General features: G+C 73.2%; 5 protein-coding genes and 1 pseudogene. 3 read left to right on the forward strand and 3 right to left on the reverse strand.

Features of this window, described 5'->3' with window-relative positions:
- Window positions 1-1,359: AAA family ATPase (locus tag I5E_RS09940; RefSeq protein ID WP_022906843.1), on the reverse strand; the 1,359-nt coding region annotated here is incomplete at its 3' end.
- 198 nt (window positions 1,360-1,557) lie between these two features.
- Here I5E_RS09940 and I5E_RS22695 point away from each other — a divergent pair.
- Window positions 1,558-1,887, forward strand: a complete 330-nt coding sequence (locus I5E_RS22695; RefSeq protein WP_148286919.1) for a hypothetical protein — start codon at window positions 1,558-1,560, stop codon at window positions 1,885-1,887.
- Window positions 1,888-1,893: 6 nt separating this feature from the next.
- Here the strand turns inward: I5E_RS22695 and I5E_RS09950 are convergent, their stop codons facing one another.
- Window positions 1,894-2,181, reverse strand: a complete 288-nt coding sequence (locus tag I5E_RS09950; protein WP_022906845.1) for a GNAT family N-acetyltransferase — start codon at window positions 2,179-2,181, stop codon at window positions 1,894-1,896.
- 69 nt (window positions 2,182-2,250) lie between these two features.
- Between I5E_RS09950 and I5E_RS09955 the strand changes: the two genes are divergently transcribed.
- Both I5E_RS09955 and I5E_RS09960 read left to right on the forward strand, forming a co-directional pair.
- Window positions 2,251-3,678 (forward strand): hypothetical protein, encoded by a 1,428-nt coding sequence (locus I5E_RS09955; protein WP_022906846.1) that lies wholly within the window; start codon window positions 2,251-2,253, stop codon window positions 3,676-3,678.
- A 31-nt stretch (window positions 3,679-3,709) separates the two neighbouring features.
- The gene (locus I5E_RS09960) at window positions 3,710-4,651 is read left to right on the forward strand and encodes a DNA-methyltransferase (protein ID WP_022906847.1); all 942 of its coding nucleotides are present in this window, start codon (window positions 3,710-3,712) and stop codon (window positions 4,649-4,651) included.
- A 148-nt stretch (window positions 4,652-4,799) separates the two neighbouring features.
- Here I5E_RS09960 and I5E_RS09965 read toward each other — a convergent pair.
- A pseudogene (locus I5E_RS09965) lies at window positions 4,800-5,644 on the reverse strand (hypothetical protein); the annotation flags it as partial.

Consider the following 5,644-nt stretch of genomic DNA (forward strand, 5'->3'; position numbering starts at 1 on the left):
CGTGCCGAGCAGCTTCCGGGTCAGGGCGCTCCGCTCGGTGAGCAGCGAGTCGAGGGCCGCACGCAGGTCGACGTCCGCGGGTTCGGCACCGCGCAGGGCCGCACCGAGGACGCTCCGCCGCATGAGCTCCTTGGCGAAGGAGCCCGTCGTGCCCTCGGCACGCTCGGCCGCCTCGGCGAGGGCGGCCTCGGAGAAGGGCAGCGAGCCGGCGTACCGGCGGAAGAGCCGGACGCGCTCGGGCAGGGCGGGGAGCGGGATCTCCACGGCGAGGTCGACCCGGCCGGGACGGTCCGCGAGGGCGCGTTCGAGCACGGACACCCGGTTCGTGGTCATCACGAAGGCGACGTCCGCGTCGCCGTCGAGCCCGTCGAGGGCGTCGAGCACTTCGAACAGCAGCGGCTGCGGGGAGCTGTGGCGTTCCATCGCGACGAGGTCGATGTCCTCCATCACGACGAGTGACGGCTGGAAGGTCCGGGCGATCTCGGCCGCGGCACCGATCGCCGCGATGCTCGAGCCGGTGAGCAGGATCGCGGTGACTCCGGTCGTCCGGGTGAGGAGGTGCCGGATCGTGAGCGTCTTGCCCGTCCCGGGAGGGCCGTAGAGGAGCACACCGCGCTTGAGGTGCTGTCCGGCCGCGAGGAGCGCCGCACGCTGCTCGCCGATCCCCACGACGTGGTCGACCACCTCGTCGAGCACGCCCGCGCCGAGGACGACGTCGTCGGCGTCGACCTCGGGTCGGCGGAGGAACGTCGCCCCGGCATCGGACCCGTACTCGGACTGCACGAACGAGAGGACCTGCCCGCGTAGGACGCTCCGCTCGATCATGAGGGCACGGAGGCGGAGCAGGAACGCGGTGGCGGCGTCCTGGTCGGGGGAGAGGATCTCGAGGCTGGCGCGGCCACGGCCGTACTCCGGCTTGGCGGACCGCTGGACGACCGCGACCGGAGCGCCGTCGAAGGTGAGGAACCGGAGCCCGAACGACACGACCCGACGGGTGGTGTCGGCACCGGTGGCCCGGGTGGCGAAGCTCACGGGGCCGGGCGCCCACCGCATGTGCGGGTTCGCGATGAACTCGCTGACCGAGCTGTGGAACCGGCTGTCGTCGCCCGCGATGCCGACGAGGGCATCGGGGTCGGTGCCGGCGAGCTCCTCGAGGGCGATGTCGGCGTCGACGAGGCGGTGGTCGGGGAACTCCTCGGTGACCACGGGGACCGACTGCGGGTCGACGCCGAGGTGGGCGCCGATCCGTTCACCGATCGGTGTGGTCACCGCCTGCTGTTCCGCGGCGGCGAGTTCGTTCGCCTTCTCGATGTAGCGAGCGAACGCCCGCATGAGGTCCCGGTCTGCGTCGTCGAGCACGTCGCCATCCTGGCACGCAGCGCTGGAACGCGACCGGCCGCACGTCGTCGGTCGCACGTGGTCGGCCGCCCGGAGAGGGGGGTTCCGGGCGGCCGCAGGACCAGTGTGGGTGTCGTCCTGAAGAACGAGCCATGTGGATCGTGAGAATCCTCCGCGCGGCGGATGTCCCCTCCGGAACGCGCACGTAGCGTCGTGTGCGTGAACTGGTTGATCTTCCTGGGGGCGGTGGCCGCGGCGGCCGTCGTGATGTGGATCGCCGATCGCGTGGGGTGGATCGACCTGTCGAACAAGTCCACGCGGAGCGGCGGATCCGGCGGCGTGGTCTCGATGATGGACGAGGTGTTCGCGCCGACCCGTCACGAGACGCAAGCGGAGTACGAACGGCAGTCGCGCCTCCCGAAGGAGGCACCGACGCCGGCGGACGACGACCACGACCTGCTGAGCGGCAGCGTCCTCATCAAGGTGCCGGCGGTGCGCAGCGCCGGTCGGCACGCGGTCCGCGCCGGCACGCACGACCGGACGTACTGAGCCCGGTCAGCGGGTCGTGAGCTCCTGGTAGTCCGGGTGCCGCTCGATCCACGCGGCGACGTAGCTGCACTGCGGGACGACCCGGCGCGACGATCCCGACCGGACGTCGTCGAGCGCGTGCTCCACGAGGATCGACGCGTGACCGCCACCACGGTGCGCGGGATCGACCTCGGTGTGCACGAACCGGATCTCGTCGTCGTCGACCTCGTACGCCGCGAAGCCGATGACCTCGCCGTCCTCGACGAGGGAGTACTGCTGCTTGTCGGTGTCGTTCCGCACCTCGGGTGTCGCCATGCGGCAGACGCTACGCCCCTCCCGAAGAAGGGTCTGTGAACCGGCTGGACGCTCGGGTACGGTCTGATCGTGCGCGACGAGTCGACCCCGCCCTTCCGGTTCCGGACGCCTCCCGGCTGGCCGACGCCGACCGCCGAGTGGGTGGAACTCCACCAGGCCGCCGAGCCCGCTCCGGGCTGGTCGCCCGCGCCGGAGGTCCCGTCCGCCCCCGCGGGGTGGCGCTTCTGGGAGCCGGTCCCGCGCTCGTTCCGGCGGTTCCTGCCGCCGGCGGCCCGTCGCCTGCGTGCCGTGCGGTGGATCGCCCTCGCCGTGGCGGCGCTCTCGCTCGCCGCCGTCGTCGTCGTCGGTGCCCTCGGCGGTCCGGGCGCGGTCGCCCTGGTACCGCTGGTGGCCGGCGTCGCGGTGCTGGTGGTGGGTTCCACTCGGCTCGGCGAGACCGCGGAACGGACCGCGGCCTCGATCCGGGACGACGCGGCCACGTGGCGGGCGGCCGAGGTCCCGGTGCGGGCGCGGGCCGCGTCCCCGGGACTCGACGACGACCGGGCGCTAGCGGCCTGGGAGGCCGCCGCGTGGGGGATGACGAGCGCACGGCCCTTCGCCACCGCGGACGACACCACCGCCTCGCCGAACCGGCCCGGGGTCCCTTCGCCGAACCGGCCCGGGGTCCCTTCGCCGCTGCGGCACCGCAGCCGGACCGTCGTGGCGGTCACGGCCGGAGCAGCGGCGCTCCTGCTCGTGGTCGGTGCGACGGCCGCCGTCGACCCCGTCGTGCGCGCCGTGCAGGACAGCGGGCAGACGCTCGCGGTCGGGCTCCAGGACACCGGGCCGGACGGCAGGGTCCCGGACGACGGCGCACCCGGCGGCGGTGCCACGGACGACGCCGCACCGGACGCGGGCGACCAGGAGCCGTGGACGTCCGACGACGGGACGGTCACCGCGTCGTTCATCGCCGACGACGAGACGTGGCAGGCGACCTGCGGAGCGATCGACTTCGCAGACGGCTGCTGGGCGTGGCAGATCGACGCCGAGTGCGACGGTCCCGCCGAGGTGACGGTCGGCTTCTCGGACACCGAGAGCGGGGACGACGTGCGCACCGACACCCGCACCGTCGTACTGACCTCCGGCACGCCGCTGATCCTCACCGAGCAGGGTTCCGAGGAGTGGGGCGGCATCCGCGACGTGACCTGCTTCACCGCGCCGGACCAGCCCGTCGCGCTGACCCGCACGCCGCTCGACTCCGACGACGAGGACGCCGACGGGTCGTGGCCGGACGGCTGCGTCGACTACGGGTGTGCCGGGTGGGAGGTCACCGCGGACACGAGCTGCGCCTCGGCGACCGTCCAGTTCTCCGTCGACGAGGAGGTCGCCCAGGTGACCGGTCCGCACGACCTCGTCGTGACGACGGCACTGCACGCCGGCGAGCCGGTGGACGTCTGGGCCGGGGGCGCGTGGATGCCGGACGAGGACGCCCGCATCACCCGGGTGACCTGCGGCTGACCCGTCGCTCGGCGTGGACCACAATGGTCGGGTGCACAGCGGCGACGATCGGGGCCCGGACCGGGTGGTGCTCGGCGACAACCTCGACGTCCTGCCGACCCTGGCGGACGGGTCGTTCACGCTCGTCTACCTCGACCCGCCGTTCAACACCGGTCGGTACCAGCGTCGCCACGCGAGCGCGGCGGTGCGGGAGCGGTCGGCAGCGGTCGAGCCGTCGGCAACTGCCGAGCCGTCGGCAACTGCCGCGCCGGTCGCGGCCGATCGCCGTCGCGAGCGGGTGACGGGCTTCCGGGGGAGCTCGTACGAGCGGGTGCGCGGTGACCTGATGCGCTTCGACGACCGGTTCGAGGACTACTGGTCCTTCCTCGAACCCCGGCTGCTCGAGGCGTGGCGGCTCCTCGCCGACGACGGCACCCTCTACCTCCACCTCGACTACCGCGAGTCGCACTACGCCAAGGTCCTGCTCGACGCGCTCTTCGGCCGCGATGCCTTCCTCAACGAGATCGTCTGGGCGTACGACTTCGGTGCGAAGTCCCGGTCGCGGTGGCCCACGAAGCACGACACGATCCTCGTCTACGTGAAGGATCCGTCGCGGTACTGGTTCGACTCCGAGGCGGTCGACCGTGAGCCGTACATGGCGCCGGGCCTCGTCACCCCCGAGAAGCGCGAGCGCGGGAAGCTCCCGACCGACGTCTGGTGGCACACGATCGTGTCGCCGACCGGCAAGGAGAAGACCGGCTACCCCACGCAGAAGCCTGAGGGGGTGCTGCGCCGGATCGTGCAGGCCTCGTCGCGCCAGGGGGACTGGGTGCTCGACTTCTTCGCCGGCAGCGGGACGACCGGAGCGGTGGCCCGGGCGCTCGGCCGACGGTTCGTGCTGGTCGACGACAACCCGGTCGCGGTCGACGTGATGCGTCGGCGGCTGCCGGGGGCGGCGTTCGAGGTGGTCGGGTCGGAGGCCTCGGCCGGCTGACGCGTGTCGGTGGCGGTGTCGGTGGCGGTGTCGGTGTCGGTGGCGTTGGCGGTGTCGACTCGAAACGACGAGGTCGACGTCGTACGACATCGACCTCGTCGTTCCCGGTCGTCGGGCGCTGGCGCGGGTGGCGCCGCGTGGCCGGGCGTTACTCGGCGGAGTGGCGGCCGTGCCCGTGGGTGTCCGGACGGGAGGCGCGACTCGCCTCGCCGCCGTCGGCCCGCGTCGTGTTCGTGGGCAGGTCCGCCAGCCGTGTCGTGTCGGCCCGGTCGCTGGTCGCGTCCGGCACCGCGTCCACCGGGGTCGGCAGTGCGTGGGCGGCCCGGGTGCGGATCGTCCCGGTGGTGGTCGGCGGCTCGTCGACCGGGGCGGCGGCGGAGTGTGCGCCGTGGGTGGTCGCGTCGGGCAGCGGTGCGCGGGTGTCCTCGAGCGTGGCGGTCCGGGCAGCGCCGGTCGCCGGGCGGGGGGACGCGTCGGACCGGGCGGTGCCGGCGGGGGAGGCCGTGCCTCCGAGCTGACCGCTCCCGACGGCGGAACCGGCGGGACGGGGCTGGGACACGACGTCCGGCGAGGTCGGCACGACCGACGTCGAGCCGGTGTCCGGCGAGACCAGCGAGCCCGTCCGGGCCGCCGCGTGCTGGGCGTCCGTGGTCAGACGGTCCGCGTCGGCGCTCGCGCGCTCGTTGTCGGCGCGTTCGGTGTTCGCCTGCTCCTGCAGCGCCGAGACCTTGCGGAGCGGCGGCACGCGGAAGAACCAGGTGAGGACGAACGCGAGCAGGATCACGGCGAGGCCGACGTAGTACACGACCACGGCCGAGTCGCTGAACCCGACGAGGAACGGGCGGGTGAGCCGCTTGTCCGCGCCGTTCAGGAACGACGTGTCGCTCGTCGCGGAGCTGCTCGATGAGCTCGCACTCGAATCACCCTGCTTGAGCTGCTTGACGAGGGTCGGCGCGACCTCGTCCACGACGTTCTGACGCTGGTCGGCGTGGA

It is taken from the genome of Curtobacterium sp. B18, assembly GCF_000333375.1.
Taxonomy (GTDB): domain Bacteria; phylum Actinomycetota; class Actinomycetes; order Actinomycetales; family Microbacteriaceae; genus Curtobacterium.

What these genes read in the sequence shown, in the direction of transcription:
- I5E_RS09950 (WP_022906845.1), bottom strand. Translation starts at nt 2,181, where the DNA reads ATGGCGACACCCGAGGTGCGGAACGACACCGACAAGCAGCAGTACTCC.